The sequence below is a fragment of the Paenibacillus sp. FSL M8-0142 genome (assembly GCF_038597315.1).
Classification (GTDB): domain Bacteria; phylum Bacillota; class Bacilli; order Paenibacillales; family Paenibacillaceae; genus Paenibacillus_AQ; species Paenibacillus_AQ lactis.
This window is the reverse complement of record NZ_CP152008.1, coordinates 5,364,274-5,378,325: the sequence shown is the minus strand read 5'-3', so window position 1 is coordinate 5,378,325 and position 14,052 is coordinate 5,364,274. Positions and strand designations below refer to the sequence as shown.

Here is a 14,052-nt window from a genome sequence, read left to right as displayed (position 1 = left end):
GAGGTGGGTTATGGTCACTCCGATAGATGTAAGGCAAATTAACGGCGTCGATTGGTATGAAGAAGCAGACCCGGCGAAGAGAGCATGGCTGTTAAGCCTTGTGACATATGGAACATGCGTGTATTGGCTGAATGGGGATAAGCAGATCATGAAGAAGGGCGAGCTTCTGGTTATTCCGGCGGGCGTTCCGTTTTATGCCAAAAGCATCCCGACCGTAACGCATACGCAAATCGTCGTTGAATGGACGGAAGACGTCTCCCGGGCTTTACCCGTGCTCGGACGGGAAGACGTTTTGAAGCATAAACCGGGCTGTTATGAATTGCTCCTGGAACGTATGAAAGGGATCCATCAGCAGTGGCAGGAGCGCCCATCGTATTATGCCATGATGATAGAAGCATTATTGACAGAAGTATTGATTTATATCAGCCGCGAGCTGGACAGGGGGGCCATTCCGCCAGAAAAGCACTTGCATGCGGAACGGATGAAGTCATATATCGAGCGGCATTACCGTGAGAAAATAACGAAAGAGGAGCTGGGTGATGCCATTGGCAAAACCCCCAATTACGCGGCGGCGCTCTTTAAGAGCGTAACGGGGCAGACGATCAGCCAGTACGTGCACGCTCAGCGGATGAAACGGGCAGCCTATTTGTTAACCGAATCGCAGCTGACGGTACAGGAGATTGCCGTATTTTTAGGATATCAGGACCTCTCCTATTTCTATCGAACCTATAAGCGTGTCATGGGCACCGCTCCGTCGGATTTATTGCATGAGCGTCCACGGACGATATAGGCATTCTTGGGGAAGGACGATGCTTGGCGGATTAGCAGTCCGGTTGGAGGGGGACCGTATAAATTGACGAAAATATTGGTTTACGCTTTTAGCCGCGCGGGTCGCGGCTTTAATTATTATGGCTTTAGCCAGTTGAGCTCGCGAAGCGTGCGAAACAAAAAACCACCCGCTATGCGGGTGGAGGGATCGAGGGTTTGACCAACAAGACCATTCCGATAAAATTGAGATGTTCAGGCTCAATAATGAAAGGAATGGTCTTAGATGGCAAACAAGAGCTATAGTTTAGCTCACACGAAGTGGATGTGCAAGTACCACATTGTGTTCACCCCGAAGTATAGACGGAAAGAGATTTATAATCAAGTGAGGAAAGACTTAATCGAAATTTTCAAACGATTATGCAAATACAAGGGAGTGGAGATAATCGAAGGTCACATGATGCCCGATCATGTACATATGTTGGTAGCAATTCCCCCAAAAATCTCAGTATCATCATTTATGGGATACCTGAAGGGGAAAAGCTCACTCATGATATTCGAGAAGCATGCTACCTTGAAGTATAAATATGGTAATCGAAAATTTTGGGCGGAGGGATACTACGTCAGCACAGTGGGCTTGAATGAAGCCACCGTGGCAAAATATATCCGTGAGCAAGAAGCACACGACCAGGCAATTGATAAACTGAGTGTGAAAGAGTATGAAGACCCATTCAGCAAAAACAGTAGCAAGAAGAAGTAAACCAGTTTAACTGGTAAGTGAAAGTGACAAATTACACTGAGCCTGAACAATTTTATTGTCAGGCTAGCGTCTTTAGGCGCAGTTTGGCAACAAGGGGTTATACCCCAAGAGCAAACCACCCGTTTGACGGGTGGTTCTGATTTATGAACGGAACATTGAAGCTTACGCGGACTTCATGATGCACAATTGTTTAATATCGATGGGTCCGGGTAAGAAATAATCGTTCGATCCATATCAATCCAACCCTGAAGGAGGACGACTTGATGTTTATTCACATGAAAGAACTTCAATACCGCGCAAAACCGGAAAGACCGGATCCGGTGTTTGCCCGGAAGCTTCAGGAAGTGCTGGGTGGACAGTATGGCGAGATGTCCGTCATGATGCAGTACCTGTTCCAAGGCTTCAACTGTCGTGCGGAGCAAAAATATCGGGACATGCTGCTTGATATCGGGACAGAGGAGATCGCGCATGTCGAAATGCTGAGCACGATGATCGCTCAGCTGCTGGACGGTGCACCGGCGGATCAAGTCGACGAAGCGGCCAAGGATCCGGCTATTGCCGCCGCGCTCGGCGGTATGAATCCGCAGCATGCGATCGTGTCAGGGCTTGGCGCAATGCCGACGGACAGCAACGGCTATCCGTGGAACAGCAAGTATATTATCGCGAGCGGCAATCTGCTGGCCGATTTCCGGGCGAACCTGAATGCGGAATCCCAAGGGCTGCTTCAGGTCGTGCGACTGTACGAACAGACGACCGATCCTGGCGTCCGGGATATGCTGTCGTTCATGATTGCGCGTGATATTATGCACCAGAATCAATGGCTGGCAGCCATCGAGGAGATCGAAGCGATTGACGGTCCGATCGCACCGGCGTCGTTCCCTCGGGAGCGTGCGGTTACGGAGGCAACCCGGCAATTCATGAACTTCTCCGTAGGCGAGGAGAGCAGCATGGGACGCTGGGCGAACGGGCCGTTGCCGGACGGTACGGGCAACTTCGAGTATGTGGCTAATCCGACGGCTTATGGGGAAGCGCCCGTTCTGAAGCCGGCTGCCAAGCACCAGCATTCGACGCTCGGAACCGGGCCATACGTTGTGAACGAAACCGTGAAGAACTAAATAATAGTACGAAGGATATCGGATGTTTCACCCCAGTGGGAATGGTTAAATATGAGACATAGCAGTAATCAATAAAACGACTAGGAGTGATGAAACATGGCTAACAACGATAACAAAATGAGCAGAGAAGAAGCAGGACGCAAAGGCGGCGAAGCAACGGCCAAAAATCACGACAAGGAGTTTTATCAGGAGATTGGCCGCAAGGGCGGCGAAGCCACGTCTAAATCGCATGATAAGGAATTCTATGAGGAAATCGGCCGTAAGGGCGGAGAGTCCCGCGGCAATAATAACGACTGATGATTTCCTGCTGCGCTAAGGAAGCGTGGAATCAGGAAATGATGAAACCAAAAGCAGCAGATGAAACCAATACAGCAATGAACAGCGACCGTCCCCGTATCGGGAACGGTCGCTGTTCTATGTTTCTTGCATATTTTGCGCTGGGTGTGCTTTTGGTCGCAAGCGAGCCACGATGAATTCATGGCTCCTAAGAGCTTTTGCTCAATCGAGGCGATATGTTGCAAACGGCTTGCCATGAACAAACGGTTCGCTGATTTGATCCAGGCTGCGTGCAAGCGAATCGTCCATCTTAATGTCCAGGCTCTTCAAATTATCATCAAGCTGCTCGGTCTTCGTTGCGCCGACAATGACGGTGGAAACCGCAGGACGATGGATCAGCCATGCCAGGGACAAAGCGCTTGGGGAGTGCCCATGCTCGGCAGCCAGCTGGGAGACCTGAGTGCCGAGCTTGAGATTGTGATCCTCAAGGAAACGCTGGAAGTTCGGGTCCGTATCCGCCCGGGAACCGGACGGCACCCGGTTGTCCTGATTATATTTCCCCGTAAGAATCCCCCCTGCCAGCGGAAAATACGGGATAATGCCGACGCCTTGATCCATGCACAGCGGCACAAGCTCCCGTTCAGGCGTGCGGTCGGCCAGCGAATAGCTTACTTGCGTGGATACATACCGGGCATACCCCTTAAGCTCGCTGATGCCGAGGGCCTTCATGATCTCCCATGCCGCGTAATTGGAGGCGCCGATGTAGCGGACCTTGCCCGCAGAGACCATGTCGTCCAAGGCGCGCAGCGTTTCGTCCAGCGGCGTGTGCGGATCGAAGGTGTGGATCTGATAAAGATCGACATAATCGGTCTGGAGCCGCTTTAAGCTGTTGTCCAGCTCCTGCTGGAGATGATAGCGGGAGGAGCCGCGTTCGTTCGGGCCCGTCCCCTTTATCAACCCCGCTTTGGTGGCCAGCACGACATGTTGCCGCTTCCCGGCGAGCGCTTGTCCGATAATTCGCTCCGATTCGGTGCCCGCGTAGATGTTGGCCGTATCGATAAAGTTAATTCCGTGATCGAGAGCATGTTCGATAATGCGGATCGAGGTCTTCTCATCGGCTCGTTTGCCGAACGCATTCGTGCCGAGGCCAAGCTCCGACACCTTAAGCCCGCTGCTGCCAAGACGACGGTAGTTCATCATGATCGACTCCTTTTATGTACGTAAATGTATAGTTTTTCTTTAGTATAAACAGTTTGGCCGAACGGGTTCAAATCATCGGGAGGGCCATGGGACTGAGGGGTTACCCAAAAAACATTCTTTTTCAGCGGCATAGGAAAAAATATAGATTAACTTCCATGTCATGAAATGGTAATATAGTCATAGGATAAAAGAAGTAGTTTTTGTCTATCGGATTCCTACCTAAGAACTGCACGAGAATATGAGAGACTGCTGCTTTTTTCACTATGAATCATGGGATGTGAAATGGTGAAGATTTATTTAAAGAATGATGCAGGGGTCACCAAACGAGTGAAGCTGGGGTTTAGCTGGACTACCCTTTTCTTCGCGTTTCTTCCGGCTTTATTCCGCGGGGATTTGAAATGGGCAGTTATTATGTTTATTATTTCTGCAGTTTTTGGTTCATTTACGCTCGGGCTCGGGGCATGGATTAGCGGAATCGTATTTTCCTTCGTCTACAACAAGATTTATATCAAGGAGCTGTTGGAAAAAGGTTACCGCCCTGCTGATGATTCAGCCCGTACCGCTTTGGAACGCAGCCAAATCATCGCAAGAACGGCGGCGTAGTTACAGTAGAGCAATAAAGCTTGTATTTCCCCTCAAGAAAGAAGGGATACAAGCTTTTTATTTTCGATATCGACTGACTGAAATGTATCTCCCCTCACGGGAACACGCCTATTCTTGCGAACTCTATGGAATTTCGATAGGATAGTTACATACGATTAGAAAGGAGATATCAGATGATGAATGAAGCATTGCTGAATCAACTGGATTTTGCCAGAGCATCGACCCTTGCAGCGGCGAAGGATGTAACGGAGCAGGAGGCCGACATCGTGCCGGAAGGATTCGCGAACAGCATTCGCTGGAATCTGGGGCATATCTACACCGTTCATGAACAGTTTTCCTTTGCGACGGCAGGCGAGAAGCCGCATTTGCCGGAGGGATTCGAGGCTTGGTTTGCAACGGGGACCAAACCGGCCGATTGGACCTCCAAGGCCCCTGCACTCTCTGAACTGATTGAGCTTCTGGAAGGCCAAATCAAGCGGATTCGGGATACCTTCCAAGGCCGCATGGACCAATCCTCGGCGCATCCGGTCACCATTGGACCGCTCACGCTTCAAACGGTTGGCGAGTTTCTTTCATTCAGCTTGTTTCATGAAGGGATGCACACCCAGACCATTAAAGCCTATAAGAAGCTGATTCGAAAATAAGTTATACCGAGAGCGATAGTAGGGCTGCCTGACCGCAGTTGCCAACTATCGTTTTTTTATTTGTAGCTTGCCCCTTTCGTCTTTATAATTGAGAAACGATAGCAAGGGTTTAACGAGTGGAGGCGAATAGGAGTTATGGCGGTTGAAATCGAACGGAAATACCTGCTGGGCGAATACCCTGCAGCTCTTATCGAGAATGGGGCGCTTATCGTCGAGAAGGAGCAGCAAATCGAGCAGACGTATTTGGCGTTGGACGGCGATCAAGAGCTGCGCGTGCGCAAAATCATCGACATGAGGACCGGGGTGGTGGAGTTCACCCATACCTTTAAGAAGGGTTGGGGGCTGGCCAGGGAAGAGGTTGAGTATTCCATTTCGGAAGGGCTGTATGAACAGGTGGTGACGGCGCACGGGGCGATCCCGCTTACCAAGAGGAGAGTCACTGCCCGCTGGGGAGAGCGCATCATTGAAATCGATGACTACAGCCAAATCGAGCTGCTGGTGCTGGAAGTGGAGTTTCCTTCGCTCGAAGACGCTGAAGCGTTCGTGCCGCCGGCATGGTTTGGCAGGGATATCAGCATGGAGAAGCAGTATAGCAATAAAAAGGTGTGGCGGGATCTGCAGGCACGCTCTGAAGCTTGATACCGGCACAGTCGATGCGGGCTGTTGAAGCGGAGGACCGCTGCGCTTCTCGCTTGGCATTTTTCAGTCGGCGCCCGACGAGGCCCTTTCAACAGGTCAGCTATGACCGGTGTGAAAGGGCCTTTTTTTGCGTTTGGCTGATGCAAAGGAGTGTCGTTTCGTTCAGGGGGAATTCGTGCAGTCGATTAGAGTTCACTTCGTATGGCGTCACGCCACTTCTTGATGTTGTCGATCGCCATCGCTTCCCCGCCGATGTAAACATCATTGATCGTACGCGTCCAGCTTCTCTGGCTGCGGGATCTCTCCTTACTTGAGAGGGGATTCGCTATTTTGCCTACGGTTTGAATCCGTTCGCGGTTTTCCCGTAATATCGTTGCCGCATCCCAATTGTTGTCATAAGCATCTCGAAATAAGTCGACTAACTGGTCGTACCCTGCATCGGTATAATTGGAAGGGTGCTGGATCATATAACAGGAGACAAGCCAGAAATGAAGGGCGTATAATTCCGGATCCTGATGCTCCCAAGCGAGAGGAAAGCCGAATTGTTCATAACAAGAGTACTGATCAAGCTCCATTGCCCCGCATTCCATACACCGTCCGTTCTTCATGATGGTTGAATGGTCAACCATGACGTTCCCCTCCCATAACTGTTTTCATGAATATGTATGAATAGGATAAACGATGACGTAACGTTAATGTCCAGAGCGAGAATTGATTTTAAAATAAAAGTTGTAAACGTTTCATTTGTATAATATAATATTATCATGATAAATAATTATTATTTATGCAGTTATGACATTATACAATTACACTCAACAGAAAGGAGAACGTTCCATGAATGAGACCCGGCAGCTGCTCGAAAGCTATTTTCCGATTGCTTCGTTCATCGCGGCAATTATCGGGCCGAAATGCGAGGTGGTCGTGCACGACATCAGTGATCCGGAACGCTCCATCATTTTTATCGAGAACGGGCATATTAGCGGACGCAAGGTCGGTGATGCTTCAACCGACCTCGTATTGAAGATTCTGAAGGCGGAGGCATACCGCGAAGAGCAATTCATTGCAAACTATAAAGCCTCCGGTCCGAGAGGGCAGACTTTCAGGTCGGCAACGTATTTTATTAAAGACCGAAGCGGCGGGCTGGTGGGCCTCATGTGTCTGAATATTGATGTTACGCATATGGATGTTGCGGCCGAATGGATCAACAGTATACTGCAAGGCGCTTCACTGACGCCGCCGACATCGATCGATGCTCCGAAAGAAGAGAAGCCGTCAACGGAATACCTGCAAGGAAACGTCGACGATTTGCTTCAGCACATCATCCAGTCTGTTCTTAGCAAAATCAGCATGCCGGCTGATCGGCTATCATCCCAAGAGAAGATCGATATCGTGAAAGAATTGAATGAACAGGGCGTATTTTTGCTAAAAGGCGGAGTATCCAAAGTCGCCGCAGCCTTATCCATATCCGAGCCTACCGTGTACCGATATCTGCAGAAGCTGAAATAACCGGCTTTAGTCCATCAATCATCATGAATGAAAGAATAACAACCAAGGAAGGTGACATCATGACATTCAACTTCGACCATATTGTCAGCAGGTTTGGTACGAACAGTGCGAAGTGGGACGGAATGGCGCAAAGCTTGGGCAGCGACATGATCGCCCTCTCCGTAGCCGACATGGATGTGCCGGCGCCGCCAGCCGTTGTGGACAAGGTATGCGAGATGGCCCGCCACGGTATTTACGGATACACAGATCCGTTCCCGACTTATTATGAGGCTGTCCGTCAATGGATGGATCAAGCTTATCAATGGAAAGTAGAGAGGGATTGGATCGTCTATTGCCCGAGAATTATTCAAGCTGTTTCGGTATTGATCCAGAAATGTACGGAAGCCGGTGACAGGGTGCTGATCCACTCGCCGGTTTATCAGCCTGTTGCGAAAGCGGTTACGCTTAATGACCGTGTCCTGACCGAGAGTCCGCTGCATCTGGTGAACGGCCGGTATGAGATCGATTTTGCGGACATGGAGCAGCGCATGCGGGAAGGCGTCAAAATGGTTCTGCTTATTTCCCCGCATAATCCGGTAGGACGGGTATGGACAAGGGAGGAGCTGGAGCGCATCGGCAGGCTCTGTATCGAGTATGATGCATTGATAGTCTCCGATGATATCCATGCGGATTTCATTCATCAGGGACATGAGCACACGGTCATCGCCAAGCTGTCGGAAGAGATCGCGGAGCGGTCCGTCATCTGTACGTCGCCCGGCAAAACCTTTAATTTGGCCAGTCTCGAAATCGCTAACATTATAATTCCGAATCACGATCTGAGGGAGCGGTTTAAGCAGGGATTGCTGCAGGCGGGCATCCACAATCCAACCTTTTTTTCCATACCTGCGCTCGAAGCAGCCTATACCTCATGTGAGGAGTGGTTAACGGCACTTCAAGGATACATTAAGGACAATATTACTTTTACGAAACAATATATCGCCGAGCATATGCCCGAACTAAAGATTATTGAGCCGGAAGGAACTTATTTGCTGTGGATCGATTGTTCGGCCGTCAGCCGACGGGAGAGCGATCTGGTGGATTGGATCCAGGAGAAGGCCCGAGTAAGCGTCAGTTATGGCACATCCTTCGGCTCAGGCGGTGAAGGCTTCATCAGGGTCAATATCGCCGCTCCGCGAGGGATTATTCAAGAAGGCTTAGCGCGGATGGCTTCGGCATATCCGTTAAACCGTTAAAAAACAAACGTTTATTTACATCCAGGGGGAATTGATATGGCTAAGCCGAAAAAGGAACGAGTAATTAAGCAGCCTACCATGTTTCTTGCGCTGCTTCCGATATTTACGATGGTGATTCTGCTGTGTCTTGGTTTCGTTTTATTTGAGCTGCCTCCGGAGCCGTTGATTATCACATCGGCCATTGTCGCAGGCATCATCGCGATCAGGCTGGGTTACAGCTATAACGACATATTGGAGTCCATCTCGCAAAAAATAGCGAAGACGATGCCGGCCATTCTTATTCTGATCGTCGTTGGATTCATGATCGGCGCATGGATGGTCGGCGGTACCATTCCGATGATGATATTCTACGGGCTCAAAATCATTGATCCGCAGTTCTTGTTAATTACCGCCTTTCTGGTCACATCCGTCGTATCGGTGTGTACCGGCACATCCTGGGGATCGGCCGGTACGATCGGAGTTGCCTTCATGGGCGTTGGCGCCGGTATGGATGCCAATCTTGCAGCCGTAGCAGGTGCTGTAGTGGCAGGCGCTTATTTCGGGGACAAGCTGTCGCCGCTCTCGGATACGACCAATATCGCGGCACTGTCCACCGGCGTTAACCTGTATGAGCACATCGGCCACTTGCTGTACACGACGCTGCCGTCCTTTTTCGTGGCAGGGATTGTATATGTAGTGACAGGATTGAACACGCATACATCGAGCAGCGGAGTTCCGGAGAAGGTCACCGAGATCATGAATACGCTCACCACGATCTACGACTGGAATTTGCTGCTGATTCTGCCTGTTCTGATCGTACTATACGGCTCCATTACCAAAAAACCGACGATTCCGGTTATGCTGATATCCTCTTTTGTCGCGATGGCGAACGGTATGATCTTCCACGGATTCACACTGCATGATGTAGTAACCTCTGTGGTAAGCGGATTTGATATCGCAATGGTACACGTGAGCGGCTTTGATCCTCAGGCGGTCATTGCGGACATTCCACGGCTCATTAACCGGGGAGGCATGAGCTCCATGATGGGAACGCTGCTTATCTGTTTCAGCGCCATTACATTTGCCGGCACGATCTCGCTAACCAAGTCGCTGGAGCTGATTGTCGATAAGCTTCTGAAACTCGTCCATTCCACCGGATCGCTGATTCTGGCTACCATTGCAACGGGTCTGACGATGATCGGGGTAACCAGCAACGGCCAGGTATCCATCTTAATGCCGGGCGAGATGCTGCGTGAGGCGTATATCCGGCGGGGGCTGCATCCGAAAAATCTGGGGCGGACGGTTGAGGATTCTGCCGCCATTACCGAGCCGATCCTGCCATGGACGGCGGCCGGTGCCTATATGGCAGGAACGCTGGGCGTGGCGACGCTGTCCTATCTGCCTTGGGCCGTGCTGTGCTGGACCGGCATCATTTTTGCAACGATTTGGGGCTTTACCGGGTTCGGGATCGCGAAGCTGACGCCTGAGCAGCAGGAGGAAATGCTAAAGGAGTATGGGGGCGATCAAGAGCGAAGCCTCAGCAAGCCTAACGCAACCACCGCATCTGCCAATTAAGAATTACCCTGAAGGAAATGCACCAAGTACCATCAAAAAATATAAATGCGTGCTTAGACACGCTAATGAGGAGAGAGACAACATGACAGAACAACAGAGAACAACCATTTCCACAAACCAAGCTCCAGGTGCCATCGGCCCTTATTCGCAAGCCGTCCAATACGGAAATATGCTGTTTACCTCCGGTCAGCTGGGAATGGATGCAGACGGACAATTTGCGCAGACGGCCTCAGAACAAGCGGAACGTTCTTTGCTGAACGTCAAGGCGATTCTGGAAGCTGCCGGCTTCGGGATGGAGCATATCGTCAAGACCACCGTATTTTTAAAGGATATGAACGATTTCCAAGCAGTCAATGAAGTCTATGCTTCGTTCTTCGCGGAGCCTTATCCGGCACGCAGCGCTGTGCAGGTAGCGCGTTTACCTAAGGATGGATTGGTCGAGATTGAAGTGGTGGCGATCAAGTCATAATCGGATTTCTCTTTATATTGACCTCTATATAAGCGGACAAACGGCCGGGCATAATGCCCGGCCGTTGTTCGTATGATCAACCATGATAAGGGGACCAGGCTATTTATATCTGCCGTACTGCTTGCCAAAAGAAATAACGCGGTTATACAGGCTCTTGTCCTTCAGCGTCAGGAGCGGGTAGACCTGCGGTCTCGTGTTCACCTCGAGAATCCATGGCCGCCCGCTGAAATCCAGCGCAACGTCGAGTCCAAGCTCCTTAAAGCCTTTGTAGTGACGGTCAAAATTATGGCCAGTCGCTACGCCGACCCGTTTCAGCTCGGTCTCCATCTGGGAGATGAAGGCGGGGTTGAAGCCGGCGCCCTCCATCGTATGCCGGAACGTGCCGATTTTGCCTCCCTGATTGTAGTTGGTGGCGACTTTGCCGGGACTGCCGACCTTTGTAAACAAGGCAGTGCCGACCCAGCTTCCCTTCTTGGTCTTCTGGACCATCACCCGGATATCGAACGGCTTGCCGTTGCTCTTCGCGAGTCGGATGCCTTTCTGAAGCAAGTAGGAACGGTTGCCGGCAAAACGCTTCAGCTCCTGATACAGCTGATCGATGCCGGAATAATACGTTTTTTTCGTTTTGAACTGCTTCTGATAGCCCCCATCGGTTTTGCGGATCCGAATAATGTTCTTGCCGCCGGACCCGTCGGTCGGCTTAAAGAAGACGGTGTTATAGTCGTTCAGCATGGAGGTCAGGTTTTTTTTGCTAAAGAGCAGGGTTTGCGGGACATAACGCCGAAAATAGGCGTCCTCTAACAGCCACTTCGTTTTCTTCCATTTGCTTTTGATGGTGCTGCTTTTATAGGGCATATTCTTAGAGGCTCACCTCTCTTTTTTGATCAGCATATGCCGGGAAAGATGAGCAAGCCTCCACGTTGGCCTTGAGCCAAGCTGTGAGATTGAAAACAATTTTTTATCGAATAAGCGCAAGGTGATAACTAATGTCATGGCAATGAGCAGGAATCCTGCGGAAATGATGAACTAACCGTGCGGGAGTGACCGAACATGATCGAACACGAAAGCAGGAACAAATCATGGACAAGGATGGTAAGGAAAATTATGATGTAAGGTAGTCCCGAATCTATCGGTTCGAATGATTCTATGATGAGTCTATTTTTAGAAGAGGAGAGTGGTCGCTTGCGAGACCCGATTATGGCGTACTGCCTTTCAAAAAAGGGAGCCCTGGAGGATTATCCGTTCGGTCCGCTCCCGGTCGTCATGAAGGTCGGCGGCAAAATGTTCGCTCTGTTAACGATAGCGGACCAGAAGGTCAGTCATATTTCCTTGAAATGCGATCCGGTGATTGCAGCGAACTTACGGGAACAGCATGAAGCCGTCCAGCCTGGATACCATCTGAACAAGAAGCATTGGAATACGGTCACGATCGACGGTTCCTTGAGCGAAGCCGATCTGCAAGACATGATTGATCATTCTTACGACCTGGTGCTGAATACGCTGCCGAAGGCAAAGCGTCTGGCGATTACGCAGCGACTGGTGTCATTGGATGGAGAGGCTACGTAAGCGGTAATCTGCATAGGCGTCGCGCCTGTCGATCGCGCAGCGATTGGATTATCGGACAGCAAGGCAGTTTAAGACGGTAGGCTGCATCAGGAGCCCTGCCCGTCGATCGCGCAAGGGTTGGCATTATGGGATTCAAGCCTGCGCACGATGGTAAGCTGCAAGGAGCACCACCAATCTTCCGACCGGCGGTGCTTGTCTCGGGTTATCCCGCCAATGGAGGCGACAGTTAGAAAGGTCTCATACCGAGCGTATCCACCTTTTCGCCCGTAATATCGACGCCCATCCGGGCGGTAATATCGCGGTAGTGCCCTGCCCGCCGCTGGACCGGACTTCCTTCGGTTTCACCTAAGTTTGCTTCCAGACCGTTCAAGACGATAATCGTTGTGCCGAAGCCCGGGTCGCCGAGGCCTCTAAATTTATCGAGTGCGGAAGGCTTCCATTTGCCGACCATGACGTCATGGGCCGAAGGCTTCGGATTCTGCGGCGTCATCCAGAATAGAATCGCGGTCATATAACCGATCTTGCCGTCGGCTGCGACAATCTCCGGCTGGTTAAGGAGCACGCTTTTGTCCCCGTAAATGATGGAGCTGAACAGACCGTAGTTGAAATTCCAGCTGAGCATGATCGGTCCGCGGCCGTAATAACGCTTGCCGGGCGTTCCCGGGTACAGCTCGGCTGACGCAGGATCGACGAAGGCGTCCGGATTGGCTCCCGTCCGGCCCGCGATGTTCTCATTCCAGAACAATCCCCAGCGCAGCGGGCCTCCAGGCGCCGTCGCCCATCCGCCGCCCGTTTCATGCGACAGGTTGGCGAGGAAGGCGGCCAGCTCGCGTTTGCGGTCCTTCTTGAAGCCTTCTTTCAGAAACGTACCGCCATCAATGATAACGGTTTCAATCGGCTTGCTGCGATTCTCCGGAGCGTTAAAGTCTGCCGACCGCAGCACAAGCGTCTCGATCCGGGCCTCCTTGTCCAGCCGTTGGATCTCTTGAGCTGAAGGGGCTCCTTGTCTCGTGCTGATTTTGATCTTCAGATTCGATACGTCCGCGACCGCGGAAATAAGATTGTCATATGAGAAATAATCCGTCTGGTCGGCCTTATAATATTCCTTCCCCTTGGCGACCTGGAACCACGCTTCCGAGCCGAGCCGGTAAGGGAACAGCTGCTCAAAGTCTTCCTCCGACAGCAATGATTGAACAGCGGCGACGGCCTTCTCCGGTGCATAATCCGGATCAAGACCATCCCATTCCTGCATCAGCTCCTTACGGTTTAGAAAACGGTGTTCGCCAACATTCAGCAGGCTGCCCTCTATCACCGGTTCTTGTCCGGAAGGAGCAACCGGCTCGGCTTTCGCGGATTGGCTGGACGGGGAAGCTTCGGGACTTGGCGCGGAATTGGCAGCAAAAGCTTCAAGTGGAGAGATGAGAAGCGCCGTTCCCAGCACGGCAATCATACTGCGTTGAATCATCTTGGTGGATAACGGATATTTCCACACGGTCATACACATTCTCCTTCGTTCCATAATTTGGATTGGGAATCCATTGCCATCATATCTACGGTATGTTGGTTTGTACATAGTCTGTTGCGACTACGAAAGCCAGCCGGAGCGCCGCCTCATCCATAGGCAGATTCATATCCTTGGCGATTGCTATGACGTATGGCAGGGAACATGCTGCGGAATCGGGAGGGATGCCGTCGAAGACGGGCAGCTGCCATTCGCAGTCCC

15 protein-coding genes and 1 pseudogene are annotated in these 14,052 nt (G+C 51.1%); 12 read left to right on the top strand and 4 right to left on the bottom strand.

Going from position 1 to position 14,052, the window contains the following annotated elements:
* Positions 1–10 precede the first annotated feature (10 nt).
* From NSQ46_RS24565 to gsiB, 4 genes and pseudogenes are all read left to right on the top strand, one after another.
* Positions 11–790, top strand: coding sequence for a helix-turn-helix domain-containing protein (locus NSQ46_RS24565; RefSeq protein ID WP_342575068.1), 780 nt, complete (start codon positions 11–13; stop codon positions 788–790).
* Between the two features lie 261 nt (positions 791–1,051).
* Positions 1,052–1,525, top strand: a complete 474-nt coding sequence (gene tnpA, locus NSQ46_RS24560) for an IS200/IS605 family transposase (protein ID WP_213613863.1) — start codon at positions 1,052–1,054, stop codon at positions 1,523–1,525.
* Positions 1,526–1,788: 263 nt separating this feature from the next.
* On the top strand, positions 1,789–2,640 hold the full coding sequence (locus NSQ46_RS24555) for a manganese catalase family protein (protein ID WP_342575066.1): 852 nt from the start codon (positions 1,789–1,791) through the stop codon (positions 2,638–2,640).
* Positions 2,641–2,736: 96 nt separating this feature from the next.
* Positions 2,737–2,916 (top strand): annotated as a pseudogene (gene gsiB / locus NSQ46_RS24550) (glucose starvation-inducible protein GsiB); the annotation flags it as partial.
* Between the two features lie 222 nt (positions 2,917–3,138).
* Here gsiB and NSQ46_RS24545 read toward each other — a convergent pair.
* Positions 3,139–4,113: an aldo/keto reductase gene (locus tag NSQ46_RS24545; protein ID WP_342577014.1), complete on the bottom strand. Its 975-nt coding sequence runs from the start codon at positions 4,111–4,113 to the stop codon at positions 3,139–3,141.
* Between the two features lie 288 nt (positions 4,114–4,401).
* Here NSQ46_RS24545 and NSQ46_RS24540 point away from each other — a divergent pair, with 288 nt between their 5' ends.
* The 3 genes from NSQ46_RS24540 to NSQ46_RS24530 all read left to right on the top strand — a co-directional run bounded on the left by NSQ46_RS24540 (position 4,402) and on the right by NSQ46_RS24530 (position 6,002).
* Positions 4,402–4,719, top strand: a complete 318-nt coding sequence (locus NSQ46_RS24540) for a hypothetical protein (protein WP_028405404.1) — start codon at positions 4,402–4,404, stop codon at positions 4,717–4,719.
* 173 nt (positions 4,720–4,892) lie between these two features.
* Positions 4,893–5,363, top strand: a complete 471-nt coding sequence (locus tag NSQ46_RS24535) for a DinB family protein (protein WP_342575065.1) — start codon at positions 4,893–4,895, stop codon at positions 5,361–5,363.
* A gap of 135 nt (positions 5,364–5,498) precedes the next feature.
* Positions 5,499–6,002, top strand: a complete 504-nt coding sequence (locus NSQ46_RS24530; RefSeq protein WP_342575063.1) for an adenylate cyclase — start codon at positions 5,499–5,501, stop codon at positions 6,000–6,002.
* Between the two features lie 185 nt (positions 6,003–6,187).
* On the opposite strand, the gene NSQ46_RS24525 is transcribed toward NSQ46_RS24530, so the two are convergent.
* On the bottom strand, positions 6,188–6,631 hold the full coding sequence (locus NSQ46_RS24525) for a DUF5946 family protein (protein WP_342575062.1): 444 nt from the start codon (positions 6,629–6,631) through the stop codon (positions 6,188–6,190).
* A 205-nt stretch (positions 6,632–6,836) separates the two neighbouring features.
* Here NSQ46_RS24525 and NSQ46_RS24520 point away from each other — a divergent pair, with 205 nt between their 5' ends.
* The 4 genes from NSQ46_RS24520 (at position 6,837) to NSQ46_RS24505 (ending at position 10,763) form a co-directional block, all read left to right on the top strand.
* Positions 6,837–7,508: a PAS domain-containing protein gene (locus NSQ46_RS24520; protein ID WP_007131255.1), complete on the top strand. Its 672-nt coding sequence runs from the start codon at positions 6,837–6,839 to the stop codon at positions 7,506–7,508.
* 59 nt (positions 7,509–7,567) lie between these two features.
* On the top strand, positions 7,568–8,740 hold the full coding sequence (locus NSQ46_RS24515) for a MalY/PatB family protein (protein ID WP_342575061.1): 1,173 nt from the start codon (positions 7,568–7,570) through the stop codon (positions 8,738–8,740).
* Positions 8,741–8,776: 36 nt separating this feature from the next.
* Positions 8,777–10,294 carry a Na+/H+ antiporter NhaC gene (gene nhaC / locus NSQ46_RS24510; RefSeq protein WP_251536647.1) on the top strand — a complete coding sequence of 506 codons (1,518 nt, stop codon included), beginning with the start codon at positions 8,777–8,779 and terminating at the stop codon, positions 10,292–10,294.
* Between the two features lie 82 nt (positions 10,295–10,376).
* Positions 10,377–10,763, top strand: a complete 387-nt coding sequence (locus NSQ46_RS24505) for a RidA family protein (RefSeq protein ID WP_007131258.1) — start codon at positions 10,377–10,379, stop codon at positions 10,761–10,763.
* A 99-nt stretch (positions 10,764–10,862) separates the two neighbouring features.
* Here the strand turns inward: NSQ46_RS24505 and NSQ46_RS24500 are convergent, their stop codons facing one another.
* Positions 10,863–11,618 (bottom strand): YheC/YheD family protein, encoded by a 756-nt coding sequence (locus tag NSQ46_RS24500; RefSeq protein WP_342575059.1) that lies wholly within the window; start codon positions 11,616–11,618, stop codon positions 10,863–10,865.
* A 327-nt stretch (positions 11,619–11,945) separates the two neighbouring features.
* On the opposite strand from NSQ46_RS24500, the gene NSQ46_RS24495 reads away from it, so the two are divergent.
* Entirely contained in the window at positions 11,946–12,329 is a 384-nt protein-coding gene (locus NSQ46_RS24495) for an MmcQ/YjbR family DNA-binding protein (protein WP_007131260.1), read from the top strand.
* Positions 12,330–12,555: 226 nt separating this feature from the next.
* Here the strand turns inward: NSQ46_RS24495 and NSQ46_RS24490 are convergent, their stop codons facing one another.
* A complete protein-coding gene (locus tag NSQ46_RS24490; protein WP_342575057.1) occupies positions 12,556–13,827 on the bottom strand; it encodes a chitinase in 1,272 nt (423 codons plus the stop codon).
* Positions 13,828–14,052 lie beyond the last annotated feature (225 nt).